16 protein-coding genes are annotated in these 23,707 nt (G+C 45.1%); 13 read left to right on the forward strand and 3 right to left on the reverse strand.

Annotated elements, in window-relative coordinates; translation table 11 throughout:
* Positions 1–38 precede the first annotated feature (38 nt).
* The 10 genes from asd to RDK53_RS07495 all read left to right on the forward strand — a co-directional run bounded on the left by asd (position 39) and on the right by RDK53_RS07495 (position 14,179).
* Complete coding sequence (gene asd / locus RDK53_RS07450) at positions 39–1,169, forward strand: aspartate-semialdehyde dehydrogenase (RefSeq protein ID WP_308514011.1); 1,131 nt, start codon at positions 39–41, stop codon at positions 1,167–1,169.
* Positions 1,170–1,171: 2 nt separating this feature from the next.
* Entirely contained in the window at positions 1,172–1,945 is a 774-nt protein-coding gene (gene truA, locus RDK53_RS07455) for a tRNA pseudouridine(38-40) synthase TruA (RefSeq protein WP_308513995.1), read from the forward strand.
* A 79-nt stretch (positions 1,946–2,024) separates the two neighbouring features.
* Positions 2,025–2,900, forward strand: coding sequence for an acetyl-CoA carboxylase, carboxyltransferase subunit beta (gene accD, locus RDK53_RS07460; protein ID WP_308513996.1), 876 nt, complete (start codon positions 2,025–2,027; stop codon positions 2,898–2,900).
* A 32-nt stretch (positions 2,901–2,932) separates the two neighbouring features.
* Positions 2,933–4,204, forward strand: coding sequence for a bifunctional tetrahydrofolate synthase/dihydrofolate synthase (gene folC / locus RDK53_RS07465; RefSeq protein WP_308513997.1), 1,272 nt, complete (start codon positions 2,933–2,935; stop codon positions 4,202–4,204).
* A 23-nt stretch (positions 4,205–4,227) separates the two neighbouring features.
* The gene (locus RDK53_RS07470) at positions 4,228–5,319 is read left to right on the forward strand and encodes an SPOR domain-containing protein (protein ID WP_308513998.1); all 1,092 of its coding nucleotides are present in this window, start codon (positions 4,228–4,230) and stop codon (positions 5,317–5,319) included.
* Positions 5,320–5,322: 3 nt separating this feature from the next.
* Positions 5,323–5,811: a CvpA family protein gene (locus tag RDK53_RS07475; protein WP_308513999.1), complete on the forward strand. Its 489-nt coding sequence runs from the start codon at positions 5,323–5,325 to the stop codon at positions 5,809–5,811.
* 26 nt (positions 5,812–5,837) lie between these two features.
* Entirely contained in the window at positions 5,838–7,349 is a 1,512-nt protein-coding gene (purF, locus tag RDK53_RS07480) for an amidophosphoribosyltransferase (RefSeq protein WP_308514000.1), read from the forward strand.
* A gap of 480 nt (positions 7,350–7,829) precedes the next feature.
* Complete coding sequence (locus tag RDK53_RS07485; RefSeq protein WP_308514001.1) at positions 7,830–9,167, forward strand: efflux RND transporter periplasmic adaptor subunit; 1,338 nt, start codon at positions 7,830–7,832, stop codon at positions 9,165–9,167.
* Between the two features lie 15 nt (positions 9,168–9,182).
* Entirely contained in the window at positions 9,183–12,665 is a 3,483-nt protein-coding gene (locus RDK53_RS07490; protein ID WP_308514002.1) for a multidrug efflux RND transporter permease subunit, read from the forward strand.
* A complete protein-coding gene (locus RDK53_RS07495) occupies positions 12,662–14,179 on the forward strand; it encodes an efflux transporter outer membrane subunit (RefSeq protein ID WP_308514003.1) in 1,518 nt (505 codons plus the stop codon). Before RDK53_RS07490 ends, RDK53_RS07495 begins: the two co-directional genes overlap by 4 nt.
* 433 nt (positions 14,180–14,612) lie before the next feature.
* Here the strand turns inward: RDK53_RS07495 and RDK53_RS07500 are convergent, their stop codons facing one another.
* A complete protein-coding gene (locus RDK53_RS07500; protein WP_308514004.1) occupies positions 14,613–17,849 on the reverse strand; it encodes a hypothetical protein in 3,237 nt (1,078 codons plus the stop codon).
* Between the two features lie 171 nt (positions 17,850–18,020).
* Positions 18,021–19,823: an FAD-binding protein gene (locus RDK53_RS07505; protein ID WP_308514005.1), complete on the reverse strand. Its 1,803-nt coding sequence runs from the start codon at positions 19,821–19,823 to the stop codon at positions 18,021–18,023.
* A gap of 168 nt (positions 19,824–19,991) precedes the next feature.
* On the opposite strand from RDK53_RS07505, the gene RDK53_RS07510 reads away from it, so the two are divergent.
* Together RDK53_RS07510 and RDK53_RS07515 are read left to right on the forward strand one after the other, a co-directional pair.
* Complete coding sequence (locus tag RDK53_RS07510) at positions 19,992–20,579, forward strand: DUF2939 domain-containing protein (protein ID WP_308514006.1); 588 nt, start codon at positions 19,992–19,994, stop codon at positions 20,577–20,579.
* 8 nt (positions 20,580–20,587) lie between these two features.
* Positions 20,588–21,304: a fumarylacetoacetate hydrolase family protein gene (locus RDK53_RS07515; RefSeq protein ID WP_308514007.1), complete on the forward strand. Its 717-nt coding sequence runs from the start codon at positions 20,588–20,590 to the stop codon at positions 21,302–21,304.
* Here the strand turns inward: RDK53_RS07515 and mltB are convergent.
* Positions 21,301–22,479 (reverse strand): lytic murein transglycosylase B, encoded by a 1,179-nt coding sequence (mltB, locus tag RDK53_RS07520; protein ID WP_308514008.1) that lies wholly within the window; start codon positions 22,477–22,479, stop codon positions 21,301–21,303. The two genes, RDK53_RS07515 and mltB, sit on opposite strands and share 4 nt — an antisense overlap.
* A gap of 221 nt (positions 22,480–22,700) precedes the next feature.
* On the opposite strand from mltB, the gene RDK53_RS07525 reads away from it, so the two are divergent.
* Positions 22,701–23,627, forward strand: a complete 927-nt coding sequence (locus RDK53_RS07525) for a histone deacetylase family protein (protein ID WP_308514009.1) — start codon at positions 22,701–22,703, stop codon at positions 23,625–23,627.
* Positions 23,628–23,707 lie beyond the last annotated feature (80 nt).

Consider the following 23,707-nt stretch of genomic DNA (forward strand, 5'->3'; position numbering starts at 1 on the left):
AAAACTCAAATTAGTAAATCTCTCGGAGGTTATCGATGTTGAAATTAGGGATGGTAGGTTGGCGAGGAATGGTTGGTTCCGTCCTCATGGACAGAATGATGGCTGAAAAAGACTTTGACTTTGTCGGCACAACATTCTTCTCAACAAGTAATGCAGGCGGCAAAGCTCCGGATGTACCTAATGCTGATCCTGTTTTGAAAGATGCCGGTGATTTGGACGCTTTGGCAGCATGTGACGTGGTTATCACATGCCAAGGCGGTGATTGGACAAAAGAGCACTTCGGCAAGCTGAGAGAAAAAGGCTGGAACGGCTACTGGATTGATGCTGCAAGCACACTCCGCATGGAAAAAGACGCCATCATTGTTCTTGATCCTGTCAATATGGACGTTATCCAAAAAGGCTTGGGGTCCGGTGTTAAAAATTATGTCGGCGGCAATTGCACAGTTAGCTTGCTTTTGATGGCTTTGGATGGTCTTATTCAGGCTGATTTGATTGAATGGATTACTTCCATGACTTATCAGGCAGCCAGCGGCGCAGGCGCTCCGAACATGCGTGAACTTCTCAAACAGATGGGCGATTTGTACGGGGTTGTAGCCGACGATTTGCAGGATCCGCGTTCTGCCATTTTGGCTATCGACAGAAAAGTCACTGAAGAAATGAGAAGCCCGGAATTTCCTGTTAAGGCCTTCGGAGTTCCTCTTGCCGGAAGCTTGATCCCATGGATTGACAGAGAAGTAGAACATGGTCAGAGCCGTGAAGAATGGAAGGGCGGAGCTGAAGCCAACAAGATTTTAGGTCTTCCGGCTATCGGCGAAAAAGGCTGCTTGCCAATCGACGGTCTTTGCGTTCGCGTTGGTTCCATGCGCTGCCACTCTCAGGCTTTAACAATTAAGTTGAAGAAAGACATCTCCTGCGAAGAAATTGAAAAGATTCTTGCCGGTGCCAATCAGTGGGTTAAAGTTATTCCTAATCATAAGGAAGAAACTATTCACGAACTTACGCCGGCTAAAGTCTCCGGAACGCTTTCCGTTCCAATCGGCCGTATCCATAAGCTCAACATCGGACCTGAGTATGTTACCGCCTTTACTGTCGGCGACCAGCTCTTGTGGGGTGCTGCTGAACCGCTCCGCCGCATGCTGAGAATTCTTGTTGACTTCAAGAAAGCCTAAACATGAGAGTTGCCCTGGGGCTGGAGTATGACGGGAGATTCTTCGAAGGTTGGCAAACCCAACCTTCAGGAAGAACGGTCCAAGACCATCTCCAGGAAGCCATTTTTAAATTTACCGGCGAAAAGGTAAATGCCGTCTGTGCCGGAAGAACTGATGCGAAAGTACATGCTTCCGGTCAGGTTGTTCATATTGACACCGAATGCGAGAGAAATGATTTCTCTTGGGTTCGGGGTCTCAATTCTTACTTAGAACCTACCGTAGCGGTGCGTTGGGCACAATATGTGCCGGAAAGTTTTCATGCGAGATTTTCTGCCGTTTCCCGCACCTACCAATATTGGATTTCTAATGAGCCTGTCCGTTCTCCTTTATTGGCGGGAAGAACAGGATGGGTTTTCCGTCCGCTTGATGAAGAAAAAATGCAGGAGGGAGCTAATTACCTTCTAGGCGAACATGATTTTTCTAGTTTCAGAGCTGCAGGGTGTCAGTCCAAGACTCCTATTAAAACAGTCAACTTTATAAACATTGAGAGAAGAGGACGGTTTATTAAAGTTGAACTCCAAGCCAATGCCTTCCTCTACCATATGGTTAGAAACATTGTTGGTTGTTTGGTATACATCGGGTCTGGCGCTAGAAATCCTGAATGGATGGCAGAAGTGCTTGCCGCCAAAAAAAGAGAAAAAGCCGCGCCTACATTTTTTCCATCCGGTTTATATCTGACCGGTGTCGGATATCCCGAAGAGTTTAAGCTTCCTCAGTACGGCGCTTCGCCATTCTAAGTTAAGAAAGTAAGCAAAAAACGAAAAGCACAGCTTGCCTGCTTGCGATAAAATTCGGGAAATTGTTTTGGATTTGAACATGAGTTGGATTGATAAATTTCTTCCTCCAAAGATTAAGCGTACCGACGGAGAAACCGGTAAGAAAGACATGCCTACCGGCGTCTGGATTAAGTGTTCGGACTGCGGAGCCACTTTGTACGCTCAAGAATTAAAAGAAAATCTCAATGTTTGCCCGAAGTGCAATCATCACATGCGCATTAACGCCAGAGAGCGCTTGGATTTCCTGTTGGACAAAGAGGGAAGAACTGAGATTGGCTCAGAGGTTCAGCCTTTAGATCCGCTTCGTTTCAATGACAGCAAGAAATATACAGATCGTGTAAAACAGGCTAAGGCTAAGAGCAATGAGACGGATGCTTTGGTTGTCATGAGCGGTTATATGAACAACATTCCCGTTGTTGCTGCGGTTTTTGAATTTGATTTCATGGCCGGCTCTATGGGTTCCGTTGTTGGAGAAAGATTTGTCCGAGGCGTACAGGAAGCCATTCGCCGTAAGTGTGCTTTCGTCTGCTTTACTGCAACCGGGGGTGCCCGCATGCAGGAAGGTTTGTTCTCTCTGATGCAGATGGCTAAGACAACTGACATGATTGCCCGTCTGGCCAATGAAAAACTGCCTTTTATTTCAGTTTTAACCGACCCAACCATGGGCGGCGTATCAGCAAGTTTTGCTTTCATGGGCGATATCGTCATGGCTGAACCGAAGGCTTTGATTGGTTTTGCAGGGCCGCGTGTTATTGAACAGACTGTCAGAGAAAAACTTCCGGAGGGCTTCCAGCGTTCCGAATTCTTACAAGAAAAAGGTGCAATCGATATGATTGTTCACCGTAAAGATTTAAAAGAAGAGATTTCTAAGCTTATCGCTCTTTTGCAAAAAGAGTCTATAGACGTATTGGAATAATTTTATGCCGCCTTGTAGGCGGTTTTTTATTTATGCAAACATTAGAACAATGGCTCTCGTTCATTGAGCATCTTCATTCCAAGACCATAGATATGGGATTGGAACGAATGAATAAGATGATTAAGAAAATGGACATCAAGTTTGATGTTCCGGTTTTTACGGTCGGAGGTACCAACGGCAAAGGATCGATCTGTTCTTACCTCGAACATATCCTTCAAGCACAGGGTTACAAAGTCGGGGTTCACACTTCGCCCCATTTAATTCGTTTTAATGAAAGAGCTAAAGTCAACGGACAATACGTTGCAGATGAAGAATTCTGCAAATACTTTGAAGAAGTAGAAAAAGCCAGAGGCGAATTGACGCTTTCTTACTTCGAATACACCTTGTTGGCTATTCTGAAGCTTTTTCAAGAAAAACATCTCGATGCGGTAATTTTGGAGATTGGCTTGGGCGGCCGTTTGGACGCTGTTAATACTGTTGATCCGACTGTTTCAATTATTGCCAGCATAGGCATAGACCACACAGCATATCTAGGAAATACCCGTGAAGAAATAGCTTGGGACAAAGCTCACATCTATCGTCATGACAAACCTGCAATTTGCGGAGACAAAAATCCTCCGGAGACTTTGATTTCTTATGCAAAAGAAGTAGGCGCATTGCTGGAAATTAACGGTAAAGATTTTGAAGGAACCAAGACCGGTGATAATTCCTGGAACTATGTCGGTCCCAAATGGAAGCTTAATAATTTGCCTCTTCCTTCTATGAAGGGGATATACCAAATTAATAATGCATCAGCTGCTTTGGCAGCCCTTGAAGCCGTTGAAGATCAAATTAAAGTTGATCGAAGCAGTATCGAAACCGGCTTGAAAACAGCCCTTTTGTCCGGACGATTCCAGAAAATTCAGAGTAAACCGGAAATTATTGTTGACGTGGGACATAACCCGCATGCTGCGGTTCAGCTTGCCGAGACTTTAAAAGCCAATCCGATTGGAGGGAAAACCTATGCAGTCTTTGGAATGCTTTCCGACAAAGACAGAGAAAAGGTTTGCGCCATTATGGGAACTTGTGCCGACTGTTGGATGGTTTGCGATTTGCCTGGAGAACGAGGAGGAAAAGCGGAAGATTTGCAAAAATATTTGATAAAAGAAGGAGTTACGGACGATCAAATAAAAATTTTTGCAAATGTTGAAGATGGTCTCCAAAATGCGCTTAAGACTGCCCGGAGCGCTGATAGAATACTCGTGTTTGGTTCTTTTGTGACGGTAAGTGCAGCGCTTACCGCCTTAAAAGTTCCTGTGTTGTAAGAAGGTCAATGGAAAGAAGTTAAATGGGTCTGTTTTCTAAATTCAGCAAAAAGCCCGATGAGCCGCAAACTCATGAAGAACCGGGGATGAGCGGAAGTCTTAACAGCGATGCTGTCAATAAAGAATTCGCAGGTAGGGAGCCTGGTTTTAACCAGCCCAAAAATCCTCTAAATTCAACTACTCAGATTCTGAGAACCAGTCCGGCTGAAACTCAAAATCAACCCTCTTTTTCTGAATCTAGATCCGAGACCAGTTTTCTTTCTTCCGGTCCCAGAGGAGATGCCGGGCAGCCTCCCGTTACGCCGGCTCCTCCCTCTCAGGAAGTACCTCTGTCAGCACCTAAAGAATTCGTTCCGACTCCAAGAAAGGTTTTCCCTGAACAGAAGCCGAGCAAAGAGACAACTGAACAAATCAATTCTTCTCAAGAACAGTACAGACAGATTAAAAGAATTCGGGCCCGCCGCAGACTCATCGGTGCGGTAATGCTTTTAGCTTTAGTTGTGGTTACAGTTCCTTTCTTATTTGATAAGGAGCCTCCACCCCCGACAGTAACTATTCCACTTAGAATACCGAGCCAAAATAGTGTGGATGTGGCCAGCATTCAGGTTCCCGGCAGTTCAGCCGCAGTAACATCCGCTGTTGTTCCTTCTTCTGAGGACAAGGCGGCCAAGCCTGCTGCTCCAACTGATGCTGGGACTGCGAAACCTGCTTCTTCTAAGCAAAATCCTCCTGCTCAAGCAAGTAAGAAGGACGAGAAAACTCCACAAAAAGCAGATAAGGGTCAGCAGAAACCTGAAAAGAGTGAAGCTAAAAAACAGGATGCTAAGAAAGATCAGCCGAAGGCTAAGTCTCAAGAAACTGCAAAACCTGCAGCTGCAGCGAAGGGCAGTTATTATGTTCAGGTTGCAGCTATTTCTAATGAAGCACGAGCCAAAGAGTTGCTTAAGAAGATTCAAGGGGCAGGAATTCCGGGATATGTTGAGCCGGTTGCTGTTAAGAACGGTAAAATTTGGCGTGTTCGAGCTGGTAACTTCCCGACCAGCAAAGCTGCTGAGGATGCAAGAGCTCGTGTTGGTCTGTTAGGATTAACAGGAAAAGTTGGTCAAATTAAATAATCTATGAGTGAACTCGACTGGGTTTTAGCCGTAATTATTCTCATCTCGACGATCATCGGAGTTTCCCGCGGAATGGTGCGGGAAATTTTTGCACTGATTGGTTGGGTCGCTGCATTTTTTGTCTCTTTGTATTATGCAGGAGACGTTGCACAGATGCTGCCATTGGAGACGGTTGGACCGATGCTGAAGATGTTTTTAGCAGTGGTTCTTATTGTCATTGCCTGCGTTTTTGCCGCAGGCCTGATTGGTAAGCTTCTGAGACATATTTTGTCCTCAATTTCAATTGGGGCAGAGGACAGACTTTTAGGGTGTCTGTTCGGTTTTTTAAGGGGACTCTTGATCGTAGGATTGCTAGTCTATCTGGGAGGTTCGACGGAGTTCGTATCCAAACAGATTTGGTGGAAAGACTCGAACTTGGTTCCCTACGTAGAGAAAGGTATTGTTCTTTTCTCTCCGTATATCCCTAAAGAATTGTTTAATTTACAGAAATAATTTAATCCTTAATCTCGGAGAAAAGTATGTGCGGCATTGTTGCCCTGTATTCATCAAGTCCTGTTAATCAGAGACTTTACGATGCATTACTGCTCTTACAGCATAGAGGACAGGATGCGGCCGGTATTTGTACTGTTGATGGCCGAACATTTCATATGCATAAAGCCATGGGTCTGGTTCGTGATGTATTTAGAACCAGAAACATGCGTGATTTGCTCGGCAACTGCGGTATCGGTCAGGTTCGCTATCCTACGCAAGGCAATGCAGGTTCTAACAACGAATCTCAGCCATTCTATGTGAACGCTCCATATGGCCTGGTGATGGCTCATAACGGCAATCTCACCAACGCAGAGACCCTGCTGTGGGAGCTTTACGATCACGATCGCCGTCATATCAACACCACCAGCGATTCGGAAGTATTGCTCAATGTTTTTGCCAATGAACTTCAATTAGCAACTCAAGGCAAGCACCTTGATGAAGATTGTCTTTTTGATGCAATTAAGTCCATGCACAAGAGACTTAAAGGTTCTTATGCCGTTGTATGCATGATTTCCGGTCATGGGTTGGTTGCCTTCCGTGATCCACACGGTCTGCGTCCTTTATGCATCGGCACTAACACAGCCGAAGACGGAACCACGGAATATATGGTAGCCAGTGAATCCGTTGCCCTCGAAGGCAGCGAATTTAAGCTTCTTCGCGACGTTGAACCGGGCGAAGCTATTTGGATTGATGAAAAAGGAAACTTTCATTCCAGACAGTGTGCCGAAGACGTCAATATGGCTCCGTGCATTTTTGAGTATGTTTATCTTGCCCGTCCTGACTCTACGATTGACGGTATTTCCGTTTATGCAGCAAGACTTCGTCTGGGAGAAAAATTAGCGGAAGAAATCAAGAAAACGATTCCATTGGACGAAATCGACGTTGTAATGCCGATTCCGGACTCTTCCAGACCTGCAGCTGCCCAGTTAGCTAAGGTTTTAGGACTGGAATATCGTGAAGGCTTCATTAAGAACCGTTATGTTGGCCGCACCTTCATTATGCCTGGTCAGGCTATCCGCAAGAAGAGCGTTCGTCAGAAGCTCAATGCAATGCCGGTTGAATTCAAAGATAAGAGAGTTCTTCTTGTTGATGATTCCATCGTACGCGGAACGACAATCACTGAAATTGTGAAAATGGCCCGTCAGAGCGGTGCAAGAAAGGTTTATGTTGCCAGCGGTGCGCCCCCGGTTCGTTTCCCGAACGTATACGGCATTGACATGCCGACCACAAATGAGCTGATCGCCGGCAATGGCAAAGATGTTGAATCCATCAGAAAAGAAATCGGAGCGGATGCTTTGGTTTATCAGACAATTGAAGGAATGAGGGAAGCCGTCGGCGGTTTGAATCCTGCAGTTCCTGACTTTGATTGCTCTTGTTTTGATGGAAGATACGTTACCGGTGATGTCTCTCCTGCTTATCTGAACTTCATCGAAGGACAGAGAAAAGCAGCTAAAGAAGCAAAGAAGAAAGCTGAAAAAGAAGCCGAAAAAGAAGAATAGATTTCCATAAAATATTTAATAAAGGCGTTTGGAGAAAATCCGACGCCTTTTCTTTTCACGGAAAGCTCTGGTTAAGCATGGAGACAAAGTCCGTTCTCCTAGCCAGAGGTGCTGGACATCTATTTTGCAGAAGAGTCCGTCAAAGTTCTCACGAGTTCTGAGGTCAGTTCTTTTGTTAAAAAAAAACACTTAGATCTGAATATCTTGATTTTTATTTCTTTATAAAGCAGCAAAACCTTTTAGTGTTTTTGATGGGGAAAAAAGTTCGCGTTCTACACTTTTTAAAGTTCAGAAACTCTTTTTTAGGCGCGTACTTGCGCTGTGAATAAAGCGTTATTTTTCAAATAATTAATGACTGAATGGAATTCTGTGTTGACCATTATGGTGTACCTCCAATGGAAGGAAGGACATTATGAGAAATAATTAACATAATTGTTACAAACGGGGCAGAAGGGCCCTACGTTTAAAGGCGGTGTTATTGTGAAAGAATATAGAAGACAACTCGCTCTTTTTGGAATGACGGTAATCGTTGCAGCCAGCCTGGTGGGATGCGATGACAAAAAAGCTCAAACAGAAACTCATAGAGCATCCCCGGTGCAAGTTGTAGAAGTAATCCGGCAGGATGTACCCGCGGATCTAACCTTCGTTGCGAAGACGGAAAGCTCTCGTGCCGTAGAGATTTACAGCCGTGTTTCCGGTTTTTTAGATAAGAGACTTTATCGTGAAGGCGGAATGGTTCAGAAAGGTCAGGTTCTTTTTGTTCTGGATAAACAGCCGTTTGAAGTACAGCTGAAAGAAGCTGAAGCAGCCTTGGATTCCAGCAAAGCTGCCCATTTAGTGGCAAAGCAGAACTTAGACCGTATTCGCCCTTTGGCTAAGTTAAAAGCTCTGAGCCAGTCCGACTTAGACAGCGCTGAGGGCCAGTTCCAAACGACACTTGCTCAGATTTCAAATGCTCAGGCACAAGTTGAGTCTGCGAAGCTCAATCTTTCCTACTGTACCATTACTTCACCGGTAAGCGGTTATGCGGGCTCCGCTCTGCAGACCGACGGAACGTATATCAACACGGGCAATTCACATTTGACCACTGTGTATGCTATGTCGCCGATGTGGGTGACTTTTTCAATGTCGGAAAACCAAGAGGCAAAACTTAGTAAGGAAGTTGCCGATGGGATCATGAAGGTTCCTGCAAATGACAGGTTCATTGCAGAAGTTGAATTGGCAGGAGGTCAGATTTACAAATATCCGGGCCGTTTAACATTTGCGAGCCCTGACTACAACCCAAATACCGGGACTTTTGAAATTAGAGCATCTTTTCCAAATCCGGATAATATCTTGAAACCTCAACAGTATGTTCGGTTGATCGTAAAAGGCGCCACATATCCAAACTCTATCATTGTTCCTCAAATTGCGGTCCAGCAAGGCGGTAAAGGACATTTTGTTTGGGTCATTAATTCAGAAGGCAGAGCACAATACCGTCCTGTTACCGTCGGTTCTTGGATCGGCAGTAACTGGTTAATTACAAACGGTCTTGAAGCCGGAGACAAGGTGGTTACCGAGGGCGTCTTGACTCTTGGTCCGGATGCTCCAGTCACTATCGTCCAAAGCACGAAGCAAGAAAAAATCAGTCGCCCTGTACAGGATCAGGTTGCAAAGAATATGCCTGAATTCGTTCAGGATCCAGACCAGTTGATTCAAACGGATCCTTTAACCGGTAATTTGACATCTTCATCCAGTACGGCATCTAAGAATCCTGTGAAAGCTGCTCCTGAAAAAGAAATCGAGGAAAAAGCAGCTCCTTCTCCAACCAAGAAGTAAACCTAGGAGGAGAGTATGTTTTCTAATTTCTTTATTAAACGGCCGATATTTGCGATCGTCGTTTCGATCGTGATTGTGCTGGCCGGTTTGCTTTCGATGAAAGAGCTGCCGGTTGAACAATACCCGAATATGAGTCCGGTTCAAATTATGGTCACCGGTGTTTATCCGGGAGCCGATGCGGAAACTGTTGCACAGACGGTTGCTGCCCCAATCGAGACGCAGATTAACGGTGTGGACAACATGATTTATATGACGAGTTCAAGCTCGTCCTCAGGTGCATGTGCTATTACCGTTTATTTTGCTATCGGAACCGATCCGGACATGGCACAGGTTCAAGTTCAGAACCGTGTCAATATCGCACAGCCGAATTTGCCGGAAAGCGTTATCACCAACGGTTTGACGGTTGAAAAGCGTTCTGATTCTATTTTGATGTTGGTCGGTATTTACGGCACCGACGGCCGTTATACCCGTGACTACATTAACAACTATGCCAATGTCTATGTTCTCGATGCTCTGAAGAGAGTGCCGGGTGCGGGTCAGTCCCAGGTGATGGGTACTGCTGATCAGGCCATGAGAATTTGGCTGAATCCGGACAGAATGGCTTCTTTAGGCATTACAACTACGGATGTTGCGAATGCAGTCAGAACGGAAAACCAAAGATTTGCAGCCGGCAACGTTGGTGCATCTCCATCAGAACCGGGAACAGTTCAAACTTTCCCTATTATTGCGCCTTCTCCTTCAACCGATGTTTCCGGCTATGAAAACATCGTTGTCAGAAGCGAAAGCGAAGGAAGCGCAATTGTTAGAGTTAAAGACGTAGCGGATGTCTCTTTAGGCATGAAGAGTTATCAAGTCAACACTAACATGAATGGCTTGCCGACTACCTTTATTGCTATTTACTCACAGCCTGGCGCTAATGCTTTGGATGTGGCTGATGGTGTGTACAAAGCACTCGAAAATCTGAAGAGTCAGTTCCCCGACGGTATCGACTATAAGATCGCTGTAGATACCACCGATTTCGTCAGAATTTCTATCGACGAAGTTATTAAGACCTTGTTCGAAGCGGTTTTGCTCGTTGTCGCCGTTATTTATTTGTTCCTTCAGAGCTTCAAATCTACTGCTATTGCGTGTTCCGCTATCGTAGTTGCTTTGACCGGAACATTTATCGGTATGCTGCTTCTGGATTTTTCCATCAACATTCTGACGTTATTCGGGTTGGTGCTGGCGATTGGATTGGTGGTTGATGATGCCATTGTGGTGGTGGAAAACGTCGAACGCAACATGAGCGACTTCGCCATGAACCCGATCGACGCAACCGAAACCGCTATGGCCGAAGTTTCCGGACCTATCATAGCAACCGTGTTAGTGCTGGCCAGCGTTTTCGTACCTGCCGCTTTCATGGGAGGGACGACCGGAATGCTGTACAAGCAGTTCGCTATTACCATCGCCATCTCCGTGACGATTTCCGGTTTTGTGGCTTTGACCCTGACTCCTGCACTTTGTGCTGCTTTGCTTACTCACAGACAGGCTCCTACAAAGGGTTTCTTCCATTGGTTCAATAATTTCTTCATCAGAATTACCAAAGCATATGGAAGGTGGACAAAAGCCTTGTTCCGTCACACTATGATTGTTTTGGCATGTATGGCCATCATCTTTTTGGCTATTTTCCAGATGTTCCGTGTGGTGCCGACAAGTTTCGTTCCGGCTGAAGACCAGGGCTATGTGATGGCTGCCATTATCATGCCGAATTCGTCAAGCTTGGAAAGAACTACATCTGTTCTGGAAAAGATAGAAAACAATATTAAGGATGTGCCGGGCGTACAAACATCAAACGCCATTTCCGGATTTTCCTTGATTGACGGCGGTTTCAAAACCAGTGCCGGTACATTTTTCATGACTTTGAAGCCGTTCTCAGACCGTTATAAGAATTCTGAGACAGCGCGTAAAGAGAGTTCGGAAGCTATTGTCGCGGAACTTGCCAGAATCGGTATGACCTCACAGCTTGACGGTTTGGTAGTTCCATTGAATCCTCCGGCTATTCCAGGCTTAGGCAATACCGGCGGTTTTGAATTCTGGATCTCCGATACCGCGGGTGGATCGGCTAAACAGCTTCAGGAAGTATTGGATAAGTACCTGCAAGAAGCTAAGAAGCGTCCCGAACTGACAGGTTTGACCTCTACTTATTCTGCATCTAACCAGCAGCTTAAGATTAACTACGATCGAGACAAAGCTCAGCTGCTTGGGCTTACATCTGCTGATGTGTTCGATACATTACAGGCTCAGTTCGGCAGTGCGATTGTCAGCCAGTTCAGTCAGTATTCTCGAGTATGGTTCGTTATAGTCCAGTCTGCTCCCGAATTTCGAGTAAAACCGGATGACGTTGGCAAACTCTATGTTAGAAATGCCAGCGGAGATATGATTCCGCTGTCCTCCGTCATAACGACTGAATACACTAACGGTCCGACGCTGCTTCCTCACTACAACGGTTTCCCGGCAGCTCAGATTATCGGCAATACAGCCCCTGGGTATTCTTCCGGACAAGGTATGGCTGCTATGGAAGAGGTTGCCGATCAGGTTCTTCCAATGGGGTACAAATACGGGTGGACCGGCATCAGCTATGAACAGCAATCTGCAGGTTCATCGTCTGCGATTGTGTTCGGATTCGGTTTGCTTCTTGTATTCTTAGTGCTGGCAGCTCAGTATGAAAGCTGGGCACTTCCGGGCTCAGTTATTTTGGCAGTTCCATTCGGCGTTATCGGTGCTCTGCTTGCAACTTGGATGCGAGGATTAGACAACGACGTTTACTTCCAAATCGGTATGCTGGTCATGATTGGCTTGGCGGCGAAGAACGCTATTTTGATTGTTGAATTCGCTGTTGAACTGAGAAACAAAGGGTTGGATCTTCTGACCGCAGCTATTGACGCCGGTGAGATTCGTTTCCGCCCGATTATCATGACCTCTCTAGCTTTTATCGGCGGTACGCTTCCTCTGGCTTTGGCTACAGGTGCAGGGGCTGCCTCAAGACACTCTATCGGTACGGGTATTGTCGGCGGCATGATTGGCGTTTCCTCTTTGGCGTTACTCTTCGTCCCAATTTTCTATATTTGGTTTGAAGGGTGGGCTGAAAAGAGAGGAGGAAAGTCTGCTGTTAAGACGGCCGCTAAGCTGTCTAAGCGCGGCATTTCTATGACTGAAAAACTACGCCGTGCCATCTTAAGAAGAGACGGAAGCTTGTACGATCCGAGGGCTACCGTCGCTGTTTCTCCGGAAGGACAGGTAACGATTACTAATTCTCCGGGCTTTAATCCAGCAACTATTCGAGATGCGGATTACGGTGTGCCGGGAGGAGACGTTGACACAGTTCCTGCCACTCCGGAAAAGACTTCCGCTAAGGATGAGAAAAAGCCGGAAGACTCTGAGAAAAAAGAACCTTCTTTCAAAGACCCAGAGTCTGCGGGCAAAACTTCATCAACCGTTCAGGAAAACAAGGATAAATGATGAAAATTAGATTAATCGCATTGATGTCATTGGCCGGTGTGATTGCGCTGAGCGGTTGCACGGTTGGACCGGACTACAAGAGACCGACGTTGGATGTTCCTCTTGAGTATCGGCAGATCAGTAAAGAAGTTGAAGATAATGCTCAGTGGCTCACCGCACGCTGGTGGACTCAGTATCAGGATCCTGCGATTGATGCTCTCGTTTCAAGCGCTATTAAAAACAACAGGACGCTGCAGCAGACTATGTCGAACGTAGAGAAAGCGGCTGCGGCAGTCACCGTTGCTAGAGCAGATTTGTTCCCGCAGTTGAATTATCAGGGCGATGCGATGCGTCAGCGCCAGAGTATCAACACTGCTATGGGTGAAGCTCTCCAAGGGAAACCTTTCAGCACGAAAGAAGTCTTGGCCAGTGCATCATGGGAAATCGACCTGTGGGGTAAAATCCGCAGAAAAACTGAAAGTGCTACGGCAACTTTAAGGTCTATGGAAGCCGCACATAAGGCTGCGTTGTCCTCGGTCATTACGTCTGTCGTCACCACTTATCTCAGCATTTTGACAGTAGACGAACAGCTGGAAGTCGCAAAAGAGACAGCCAACAGTTATTATCAGACCTATAGCTTGTTCAAAGTTCGTGCTACTCACGGCAATGTATCTGATATGGAAGTTGCTCAAGCAAAGAGTCAATGGCAGAGCGCTAAAGTTGAGATTCCGGTTTTGCAGCAGTCCAGAGTTGAGCTCATGAACTCTCTTTCTATTCTGACTGGAGTAGACGTAGGTGATATGCCTAAGTTCAAAAGGTTAAGAGCCTTGAAGGTTCCGGCAATAGGGAAAGGAATTCCGAGCAAACTGCTGACTGAGCGGCCGGATATTGTTGAGGCAGAAGAAAATCTGAAAGCGGCAAATGCTGATATCGGAGCCGCGAGGGCGATGTATTTTCCGTCAATATCTCTCTCCGGCGGTTTGGGATTCTCTAGTGAAGAACTTCATGATTTGATTAAATCTCCTTCAAGGGTTTGGTCTGTCGGCGGCAACATAACCGGTCCTATTTTCCATTGGGGCGCTGTGGAAGCAGGTGTAAAACAGGCAGAAGCTCAGCAAAAAGGGTTAGTGGCTGCATATCGTTTAGCAGTGTCTCAGGCCTTTGCCGATGTTGATAATGCCCTGAGTAAACGCCAGAAGGCTCTGCAGGAGCTTAAAGACAGAACTGGCTTGGTGGCTAGTTTGAAGGAGTACAAGAGATTAGCAACTGCTCAGTACCAAGAAGGCTACACCGGCTACTTTACTGTATTGCAGGCTGAGCAATCTCTGCTTCCTCAGCAGCTTCAGCTCGCGCAAGTTAGAGCCAATACATTAAGCTCTATTGCATCGATTTATCAATCTTTAGGCGGCGGATGGATTGATTTAGCTCTTCAAGAGGAAAGACAAGCAATTGCAGATTTGGAAAGAGAAGAGCAACTGAAGAAAGAAATTCAAGAAGCATCTCCTGAAGAAAGAGAAGAAAACTCAATGATGTAAAACTCAGCGAGAGTAAAAGAGGTCATGCTGGCGGCGTGGCCTTTTTGTTTTGTTTAGCTCAACTGGGAATAGGAAGGTGGAATAAAAAAATTCTCCGGATCCGTCAAAGATCCGGAGAGGCAAGATGCGGTTGACCAGGAGCCAAAATAGACATAGGAGGAAAAAATTCTTGACTCACTACCGTTTGATTTGCCAAAACGCCGCTTCTCTTCTCTGAAACGACGATAAGTAACTGCTTCTACGACCTTGGTAGAGTATTCCTTTTGAGAAAGTAATTCAAACTAAATTTGCAAAAATTGTTAACTTGGATTTCTTTGATAACTATTTGAAAATAAATTAAATATTTATCATTCATAGTTGGGTGTAAGAGAAATTTTCGACAACAAAAAAGCCTCTTCGGACTTGCAAAAGAGGCGCAATGTAAAAAGTATGGTTATCTTGAAGCCGAATCTTTATCTTTGATTTCAGCTATCTCACCATTATCGGTCTCCAGGCTTGTTCTGTACGGTTCCTTATTGGAGACTTTCTGAATTAAATAGTTTGCTTTAATACGGCAATCTTTAATGAAGAAGAGGGCTCTGTTAAAAGTCGCTTTGACTTCTGCTAACAATGCTTTTGACTTCTCAGAAAGTAATTGTTGAGTTGAACTTTCTGAGGTGGATATTTCTTTGCTATCTAGAGTTAAGCGGATTTCATCGATCGAGCGGAGGTAATCTTTGTAATTATCCAGATAGAAAGCTAGAGCATGAGAAAAATTGTTGCCTAACATTCCTGAGAGGAAGAGACGAGAGACTTCTTTATACTCGGACAAGAGCCGCTGGAATCGGACGTAAATCAATCTTTCTTCCGGTGTCATTCTTTTCAACTGGGTTAAGAAAGCCTGTCTTGCACATGGCTGGTAGTACCACATGTACATCAAGTCCAGAGAGATGATGAAGCACTCTATTTCCAGCGAAGGAGCTTTAGCTGACAGCATTCGGACGAATTCTGACGGTTTCTTCATGAGCTGAAGAATGTCTTTCTCCGGAAAAGACAGCTCCAGATGAGTGAAACATGAGAATAAGGAACTAACGGCCATTGAAAAGTCGCTTGTTCTTAGTCTGTAGTTATTTCTTCTGTCGGCAAAGCTTTCGATGACGCCTGCCACGGTATCTGAAGCGAACTTGGAAACGATGGCAGCAGCCGGAACCAAGATAGCGGCAGCTGACATACCTGTAATCACAGGAAGAATCATGGCCAGGATCACGTTATAGACCATGGCTACCGGAATTGCCAAAATGCTGCGGAAAAGGTTTCCGACGACAGCCGTTTTAGGAAAACCTCGGAATATATTGTGCGAAGAAATATAAAGTCCGTTAGCAAGCGCAATGATTGAGAAAACAAGTAACGGCGCTTTATCTACCGTAATGCCGAGAATGTGGCCTAACAGAACATTTCTTGTAAATCCTTCTAGCAGCACGACTGACAGGCCGGTATACATTAGGGAATCACTAATGCGTGACCAATTAATCAGTTGTCTCCAATCAATCCGAGCGCCTTTTTGGAATCCACCTCCGGAAATAATTGCTTGGATAATATTCCGAATACCTGTGATGCTGAACCAAATTAATGCCCCGAACCAAGCCAAGACCCACCAGTTCTGCGTAAGCATAAAGGTAAGAAACGCCGGTAGGAACCCCAAAGTAACTTTAATTACATTGAGTACAGTTGTATTCATATACGCGAATGGAGCTGCGCGAGTCTCTTTTTTTGCTTCTTTTGATTCATTAGGTACAAAACCATTTTTTAAGGGGTCAGTTCTTCCTCCCAAAGTGATGATGTTGCCCTCATCAGAAATATAAGTATTTGCGTAACTGGCCTTCCAATCTCTTTTTCTTTTTAGCCCGAAACAAAGCCAGCCCATAGAATGTCTGATCCATTTTTGCAGTTTGGACTGATGAAGAGGTTCCTCATAAATATCGGAGAAGGAGAGGGGGACGCTCAACGGAAGTTTTATCGGGTTGAGTTTGCCTTTCTTTCCAATGAGTTTTTGAGCACTTCTGGGAAGAGTCTCCGGCACTGCCAAGCCCATGCCGAATCTGGTCCCGAGTGAGTTTGTGGAGTCGGTTCCGAAACGGCTTCCGAGAGCTTCTTTGCTGTAGAAGTTAATCAGTTTGGGAATGTTTTGAAGGATTTCGTTGAGCTTTGCAAACAACTGAGCATCATGCTTGATATCTTCTCTCTGTAGAAGTTTGAGAATAATATGCTTGATTTTTAAAACATTTTTTTGATTGATGGCAGCTTGAAGGTCATTGATCTCTTCTAGATGGGTGAGTCTGCCGTTCAGCCAATCTTTAAGGTTGAAGACTTCTAAGTGTGTAATTAATCCTTTGTTATCCCATAAAAGTTCAAGTACGTCCTTAGCCTCTAAGAAGCTGGTGAGGAGAGTGACTCGTGAATTGGGCCTAAGCTTCTTGAGAGCGCACAAGAACTCCTCAATCGTATATTTGAGAAAATCGGGCCTGTCGTCGTCCTGAGGAACAATCAAGTTAGGAATATCGGGATTCTGTTTAGGATGTATCCAACGCAGATAAATTGTCTGCGGAGAAAGGGCATCAAGTTTATCTAATTCTTCCCGGAGCAGTTCCTTTTTATCTTGGTCAACTGTTTCCATTTCTTCCTTGATCGCATCTGCCTTTGCCGTAAGCAAAGGAAGAAGAGAGATATGGGCAAACTCTGCTAAGTGCACCAAGGATATTTGGGAACTTGCAATGAAGTTCATGAACTTCTGTTCATCTAACTCAAATTCAGGTAGTTTGTATTCAGAGCAAATTGAAGGAACATGGACCTGATTGAAGTGATGCAGTGTTTTGATAACCTGTTTGGAGGCCCATTCTTCCGCTTTTCTTCCTTTTTCAAGAAATACTCTGGTTTTAGGATCCTGCAAAAACTCCATAACGCTGTGAGGCCCGGTAAATCCTCTCGGCGTCCAAATAAATTCAACATATTTCCCGTTATGTACGGCTTTGAGCTTGATGCCGATGCGTACGGTAATTCCCATGATGGAAGCTGCTTCCATCAATTCAAAGGCGACATTCGGATCAATAAAGTTGTAATAGACAACGGACAATCTTCTGATGCCTTTAACTCTGGCATCCATAACGAGATAGGTAGGATTTTTTCTGCCGCGGGTTGAGGAATCATGGACGTGATCATCCAACGTCTTTTGGTTCCATTCTTCCGGCATTTCCAACAAGAAATACTTGGTCAGATAATGGCGGACAATTCTTGGATTGCCAGCGGCTGCCTTTTGGAAGTCATGGATTAGTTTTAACTGTTCTTCATCATTTCCGCGAGCTCTCACAAGATCTTTCATGATTTGAATGAGGACGCGGGAGGTATTGAACTTAAACGAAGTCTGAGCACTATAGACAACTTCGTTGTGCAAAGTTTGTAAGGCTGCTAAACGTTCTCTTGAACCATCGTTGTTTCCCAATCTCTCCAAAAGATTAATTACGGCCAGAGCCATTCTGACCTCGTGCGTGTCCACCATGTTTTGGATGCCGTGAGGATGGAGAGAAGTAGACAAGACTTCTTTTTCTGCTGACGTGGAAAGACCGTTGTCCAACACGTCATTAATCATTTTTAATAGTTCTCTGTCTTTTTTATCAAATTGGATAGAGGCGTGCATTTTTTTCTCTTTCTATTAATGCTTTTATTGTACTAGAGCACGTTGGGAGCCAATTTCCTGAAAGGGATTTCACGGATGAAAACAAAAAGTTAAGCCTGATTTTCAAATGAAAAAAAGGACCGGGACGGACCCGATCCTTAACCCTTTTTTTCTTAGGAGTTTACTTGCTGATTATTTGTTTTTTTTCAAAGATGCTGTGATAGCGTCAGCGGCTTCAACACCGGAAATAATAGCCCAGGAGTTCATCATAGCTGTCATGGAGTCTGCACCGTTAGCGCCGCCGACAACACAGCCTGCGCCGTAAAGGCCAGGAATTGGTTTGCCGTTCTTGCCGATAATCTGCATATTAGCATTGGCTTTTAAGCCGCCTAATGTAGTAGCAAAACGCGGTTTTTGTTCAACGATGTAGTATGGGGCCTTGATTAATTCTTTCGGATCTTTGCGGCCGAACTGAGTATCTTTGCCTGCTTCAGCCATCTTGTTCCATTCGGCAACTGTGGCTTCCAAGTTCTTAGCATTGATGCCCATAACTTCGGCAGCTTTTGCCAAAGAGTCGGATTCAACCATCACCGGTTTGCCGTTGTTGACGATCTTCAGCCATTTGCGAAGTTCGGCTTCATCCGGAACCAACTTGTCTTCCAAGCTCTTAGCAAGATAACGCTTGTAACCGGCGGCGTCCATAACTAAGTACATGATCTTGTCTTTCTGAGCGACTGTGATATCAGTCAATTCACCCAAAGAGGCTCTTTCATTAATGATGCGCTTGCCGTCGCTGTTGACATAAATAGCGCCTGTGTCATTAATAGTGGCTGTGGAGCTTGCTGTAGCGGCTAAACCGTGGTTAGGTGTTGTTTCAACGCCTTGAGGATAGACCTTGACTAAGTCCATGTTGATGTCCTTAGCACCAATCTTGCGGGCCATTTCGTAACCTTGACCGGCATCGCTATCCAAACCATAGAAGAGGAATCCTTTGAGAGTCGGAGGAAGCATCTTGGTGTTGGCGCCGAAACCGCCGGATGCAAGAATTGTGTCTTTAGCGTAAATCTTGATTTCGTCACCGGCTGCGTTAACGGCTTCAACGCCGCGTACGCGGTGATCTTTGTAGATAAGTTTAGTGGCTTTAGTTTCCATTAAGATCTTGCCGCCATGGTCAGTCAAGATGGCAGCCATCGTCTTAATGAAGTTCGGAGAGCGGCCAGTTACGCCCAACTGTCTTTCGGCAGAGTGGTCAGGATACTGCGTTGCTGCAGGGCCATAAGGAATCTTCAAATCATCGATAAGCCAATCGACAACGCCGCCGACTTTATGGGTAACCATATTGACGAGAACCGGATCGTTCTTGTTCTTACCGACTTTCATGATGTCTTTGAAGGCCAATTCAGGAGAGTCTTTCGTTTCCTTCATGACTTCTTTTTGATAGCGGGAACCTGTAGCGATCAGAGTACCGGCATTCAAAATGGTATCGCCGCCGAGAGTCGGCATTTTTTCGATAAGAATTGTCGGGAGGCCGTTGAGCTGTGCACGTACGGCAGCAGCCATACCTGAAGCACCGGAGCCGACGACGACAACGTCAGTCTTGTAGGTAACTTCCATGCCGCTCGGCTGTTTCTTAACGGGCTTCTTATAATATTCGGAAGGTTGTCCGCCTGCGGCCTTAACTGCGTTTGTAGCAGCAGCCTGAATAGCCATGCTGGTCAATGTAGCACCTGCGACATTGTCAACTCTGAGAGATTGAGTCTTGACGATTTCTGCAGGAACTCTTTCCATGGCAGCATCCGATACCATGGCAGTTTCACCGCTCTTCAATACTTTGACTGAAGCGATTTTGCTGTCCTTGATCACAACTTGAACTGTCAAGGGGCCGTTTTTGCCGTTTGCAGTTCCTTCATATGTGCCGTCTTTTGCTGCAGCTTGTACAGTTGCTGCTAAAGCGAAAGAGACGGCTGTAGCGATCAATAACTTTGTGGGTCTCATGTTTTCTCCTGATGGGTATAAAACGTTTCTGATTGTAAACAACCCTGAGGTTGTTACTATTGATGCAAACCCTTACAAAGTCAAATTTCAGTTCTATTCTCAATTTTCGCTTGGTGGAATTCGACCTCAAATCTTTCCGAATATGATTGAAAAAAAACGGGGTGAGATATGAATTTCATTAAAAAGACATGGGGGTGGATGTTCCTTCTGCTGGCGGTGGGTACGTTCGTGTTTTGCTATTTGGGCTCTCCGTACTGGGCGGTTTATTCAATCAAACAAGCTCTTGCAGATAGAAATCAAGAAGTCATTGACTCTTATATTGATTTTGATAGTTTAAGGACAAATCTAAAAAATCAATTAACGAATCAAGTGGAGATGCAGTTTGCGGAAAAACAACAAAAACCAATTAATCAGGTCATTCAAGCATTTTCTTATGAAGCAATCGATAACCTTGTCGATCAGTATGTGACGCCTGAAGGCATTGAAGATTTGTTTTCCGGTACGAACAAGCTGCAAACGATAAAGAAAGAATTCGAACCGAAAGAAGAATCCACGAGCGCCAAGCAAACCAACACTCAGAAAAAATCTCCTTCTAACGTTACTTGGTCTTTGAATTACGGAGACAATACCAACCAATTTTTGGCAATCATTAGACCCAATCAAAAGGAGAACGATAAAATTGAAGTTTCTCTTGTAAGAGAAGGCTTTTTTGATTGGAAGGTTAATAACATTCTTCTGCCGTTCAAATTTAATTAATTGAAGCTATGCCATTTTTGTTTGCTCAAAACGTCGTTCCTGCCGTTCCTGTTTGGGGAGAAAAGGATATTTATTTTCCAATTAACCGTGTTTATTGCATCGGAGCTAATTACTGGGATCATGTCAAAGAAGTTGGCGCTGAAGGAAGAGAAAGACCTTTCTTTTTTGCTAAACCGGCCGATGCCGTTCAAGTTTGCAGAGAGGGAAAGTCAATTGATATTCCTTATGCCAGAAATACGGAAAACCTTTGCTTGGAAGTTGAACTGGTAATTGCTATCGGCAGGAATGCCCCGGAAGCCGGAGAGATTCCCGTCGCGGAAGCGGATAATTATATTTATGGCTACGGAGCGGGGATCGATTTTACCAAGAGGGATTGGCAAAATATTCTTAGAGAGCATCGTCAGCCCTGGGAACTAGCAAAAGGATTTGATGCTTCCGCAGTTATTTCTGAAATCCGAGACAAACATAGAATGCCGGATATGGACGAAGCCGTTCTTTGGCTCTATGTTAATAATCAAGAACGCCAAAGAGGCAATACCAAAGAGATGATCTGGAAGATTCCTGAAATTATTAACGAGCTTTCTAAGAATTTCCGCTTGATGGCCGGAGACCTAATTTATACAGGTTCTCCAAAAGGAAGCGGCCCTATTGAGGCCGGACAGTCCTTTGAAGGAGGAGTAAACGGTGTCGGGACATTCCGAGGCTTGATTACACCAAGACCTTAACTTACCGGAGTGACTTTTACCTGAATTTGATCCGGTTTTAATCCTTTTCCGGTTGGATCAAGTTCCATATCGTATTTGCTTGGAAGGATAGGGGTTCCGTCAATGAGCCCCGTCTCGCCAACCAGTGCCGCAATAGCGGTTCCTAATTCCGCAACCGCACCTGCATAGAAATAGCTGCTGTTGTATCTCAATACAGAAGTGAAATTCTTCGTTCCAACTCGATAAAGTTTCTTTGAGTCGTTTGAACCGGCGGGATAGAAAGGAAAATCGACAATAAAGACCGGAAGATCGGATGGTTCAGCTTTTACTCCTGCCGCAGGTTTTACACCATTGTTCTGGAGTGTCTGCCAACGGTATTTCGCACTTGTACCGCCGCCGAAACGTTTGGCATTTTCTTCCGAAATATCAGCCTGCATTACCATTGGCGCACCTTCAATCCAACCATGTTTAGACAAATAGTTGGCAATGGAACCAATGGTATCAGCCGCAGAATTGTTGATATCAATTTTACCGTCGCCGTCGAAATCCACTCCAAACCTTTTAATAGAGGAGGGCATGAACTGAGGCAGGCCTACGGCACCTGCATAAGATCCTAAAATCTCCCGAGGTTTAAATTGATTGTTATTAATAAAGACCAGATACTCTTCCAATTCTTTTTTGAAGAAGTCTGCTCTGCGCTTGTAATCAAAGCTTAGGGTAACAAGAGAGTCCAATACTTTCCAGGATCCCGTGTTTTCTCCGTAGCGAGTTTCAACTCCGATAATTCCGACGATAACCGCCGGATCCACGCCAAATTCTTTTTTTGCTCTCTCTAGAGTTGCTCGGTTTTCTTCCCAGAAACGGGCACCAAGATTTAATCTGTCGCGTCCGAGGAAAATGGCTCTGTATTTTTCCCAGTCACGCCGAGAGTCTCTTGTGCCGGGTTTAAACTTCTTCGGAGTCATGAGCCGTTCGATTTTCGGCTGATATGTTGCCTCGTCAAGAACTTCTGCCATCCATTGACTGTCCAGGCCTCTTCTGCGGCTTACATCGGCAATGAATTTCTTCACGTCCGGACGTTCGCTGTAGCGCATGGCCTTTTCCGCTGAAGTAGAAGACATAGACTGAGCAAGCGCCAGCCCGGAAAAGACAGATAAAGAGACAACTCCAGCTAATAGTAATGGGCGTCTAAACATATAACATTACCTCCGATTACTCTAGCCTAAATCATTCTTGTACAGCAGACAATAAATCAAATAGACGATGAGACAGTTACACTGAATGGATTATAGTCGTTAGGAGACTAAATACATGGTATAAACCATAACATAGTGTTCCTTAATGTTGCGGAAACTTCTCTATGGGAGGAAGCCGTGAGCTTGCTAGAATTCCTAAAAAGCGAAGAAGATTAACATTTATGGCTAAAACAGCATTCTTTACTCATGAGGCTTTTCTTAAGCACAAAATGGGAGATATGAATCCGGAATCTCCGGCTCGGTTGGAGAAAATCAACGAGCTTATGTTTGCTTCAGGTGCCGATGATTACATTGAAAAGCATACAGCCGTCAGAGTTTCCCTCTCTGATATGTTATCTGCGCATGATCCTGACTACATCCAGTATTTATCCCGCATGTCTCCGCAAGAGGGAGTAACGGTCATTAATGAGGATACGGCAATGAATCCATATACATGGGAGGCGGCTCAATTTGCAGCAGGGGCTGCATGTGCCGCCGTCGACGGTGTTATGGAGGGAAGGTTTCAACGAGCTTTTTGTGCAGTCCGTCCACCCGGACATCATGCACATCGGGATCATTCCGGAGGTTTCTGTTTCCTTAACAATATTGCTATAGCCGCTTTGCATGCACTGGGTGTCTATCACTTGAAACGTGTTGCTGTCGTTGACTTTGATGTTCATCATGGGGACGGGACTTCCGACATCCTAGGCGGACGGGAAGATGTCTTAATTTTGGACGGATTCCAAAACGCTTTATATCCCTATGCTCACTTGCATCATTGTCCCTCTAATGCGATTTATTCAGCGTTTGAGGAAGGCACCGAGGGAGAGGCTCTCCGTAAGACGATGGATGAAGTTTGGTTTCCGGCTTTAATGGATTATCAGCCGCAGCTGATTTTAGTATCGGCCGGATTTGATGCTCATCGTGAAGAGGATCAGGCCCAATTACTCATGATTGAGAAGGACTATGCTTTTTTAGGTCGCCGTTTGGTGAACGTGATGGAATCGCTGCCTGACTGCAAAGGAGTGGTTGCTTGTCTCGAAGGCGGATATTCCATGTCTTCTCTGTCCAGAAGCTGTGTTTCCTTTGTCAGACAACTAGCCTCATAGAGTTTTTTGATCTTTGATTGAAGTGGATTAACGCGGCAGGTAAAAAAAGCGGTTGAAAGATTACTTCTATGCTTTCCGAA

The sequence above is a fragment of the uncultured Turicimonas sp. genome (genome assembly GCF_902477955.1).
Classification (GTDB): Bacteria; Pseudomonadota; Gammaproteobacteria; order Burkholderiales; family Burkholderiaceae_F; genus Turicimonas.

Excerpts from the sequence above, each read along its gene's own strand:
- truA (WP_308513995.1), top strand. The coding sequence starts at position 1,172 with ATGAGAGTTGCCCTGGGGCTGGAGTATGACGGGAGATTCTTCGAAGGT.
- accD (WP_308513996.1), top strand. The coding sequence starts at position 2,025 with ATGAGTTGGATTGATAAATTTCTTCCTCCAAAGATTAAGCGTACCGAC.
- folC (WP_308513997.1), top strand. The coding sequence starts at position 2,933 with ATGCAAACATTAGAACAATGGCTCTCGTTCATTGAGCATCTTCATTCC.
- RDK53_RS07470 (WP_308513998.1), top strand. The coding sequence starts at position 4,228 with ATGGGTCTGTTTTCTAAATTCAGCAAAAAGCCCGATGAGCCGCAAACT.
- RDK53_RS07475 (WP_308513999.1), top strand. The coding sequence starts at position 5,323 with ATGAGTGAACTCGACTGGGTTTTAGCCGTAATTATTCTCATCTCGACG.
- purF (WP_308514000.1), top strand. The coding sequence starts at position 5,838 with ATGTGCGGCATTGTTGCCCTGTATTCATCAAGTCCTGTTAATCAGAGA.
- RDK53_RS07490 (WP_308514002.1), top strand. The coding sequence starts at position 9,183 with ATGTTTTCTAATTTCTTTATTAAACGGCCGATATTTGCGATCGTCGTT.
- RDK53_RS07495 (WP_308514003.1), top strand. The coding sequence starts at position 12,662 with ATGATGAAAATTAGATTAATCGCATTGATGTCATTGGCCGGTGTGATT.
- RDK53_RS07500 (WP_308514004.1), bottom strand. The coding sequence starts at position 17,849 with ATGCACGCCTCTATCCAATTTGATAAAAAAGACAGAGAACTATTAAAA.
- RDK53_RS07505 (WP_308514005.1), bottom strand. The coding sequence starts at position 19,823 with ATGAGACCCACAAAGTTATTGATCGCTACAGCCGTCTCTTTCGCTTTA.
- RDK53_RS07510 (WP_308514006.1), top strand. The coding sequence starts at position 19,992 with ATGAATTTCATTAAAAAGACATGGGGGTGGATGTTCCTTCTGCTGGCG.
- RDK53_RS07515 (WP_308514007.1), top strand. The coding sequence starts at position 20,588 with ATGCCATTTTTGTTTGCTCAAAACGTCGTTCCTGCCGTTCCTGTTTGG.
- mltB (WP_308514008.1), bottom strand. The coding sequence starts at position 22,479 with ATGTTTAGACGCCCATTACTATTAGCTGGAGTTGTCTCTTTATCTGTC.
- RDK53_RS07525 (WP_308514009.1), top strand. The coding sequence starts at position 22,701 with ATGGCTAAAACAGCATTCTTTACTCATGAGGCTTTTCTTAAGCACAAA.